This window comes from Candidatus Poribacteria bacterium (assembly GCA_021295755.1).
GTDB lineage: Bacteria > Poribacteria > WGA-4E > WGA-4E > PCPOR2b > PCPOR2b.
Genome location: JAGWBT010000243.1, coordinates 3,104 through 3,628 on the forward strand (window position 1 = coordinate 3,104; position 525 = coordinate 3,628).

1 protein-coding gene is annotated in these 525 nt (G+C 47.2%); it reads right to left on the reverse strand.

The window, feature by feature from the left end; genetic code table 11:
* Positions 1–20: 20 nt before the first annotated feature.
* Positions 21–525, reverse strand: a 505-nt coding sequence (locus J4G02_22865; protein MCE2397350.1) for a hypothetical protein, incomplete at its 5' end; no start/stop codon positions are given.

Consider the following 525-nt stretch of genomic DNA (forward strand, 5'->3'; position numbering starts at 1 on the left):
ATTCTAAAATCTACCATATTTTAACGGCTCCTCACCTGAACTCGAGCGACCTGTTCTTCAGGGAGGTATTTCTTCAAAGCGGCATGTATCTCCACGTCGTGGAGCCTTTTCGGTGTGATCAGCACACATGTATTTCCGGATCCAGTTGTCCACTCCTTCTCAAACTCTGAGTAAGTAAGCGTGCGCCCCATTCTGGAGCGCTGTCTTTTTGCTCGCGCGCTGAGCGGATTTCCGATCTGAATCTGCTGGTCGGCATCATCATATTTCATAATCGCTGATAGATGACCCTTGCCAGAGCGTCTTGATCGGAAAACGGGAGCCCAACCTGTTGCCACAAATGCTTTTAACACATCCAAATTACAGTTAGACACAATGCTGATGTGTTGAATTTTCCCTCTTGTCGACCCATAGAGATCTTCAAGCCGATTGACATTAGGTTCATTTCTGAAGAGCCCTGTTAGGAGCGGTTTTTTAGTAAAATCAATCGCGGCGGTAGAAGGCAATGTTCCTGTCGCCGAAGCGGTT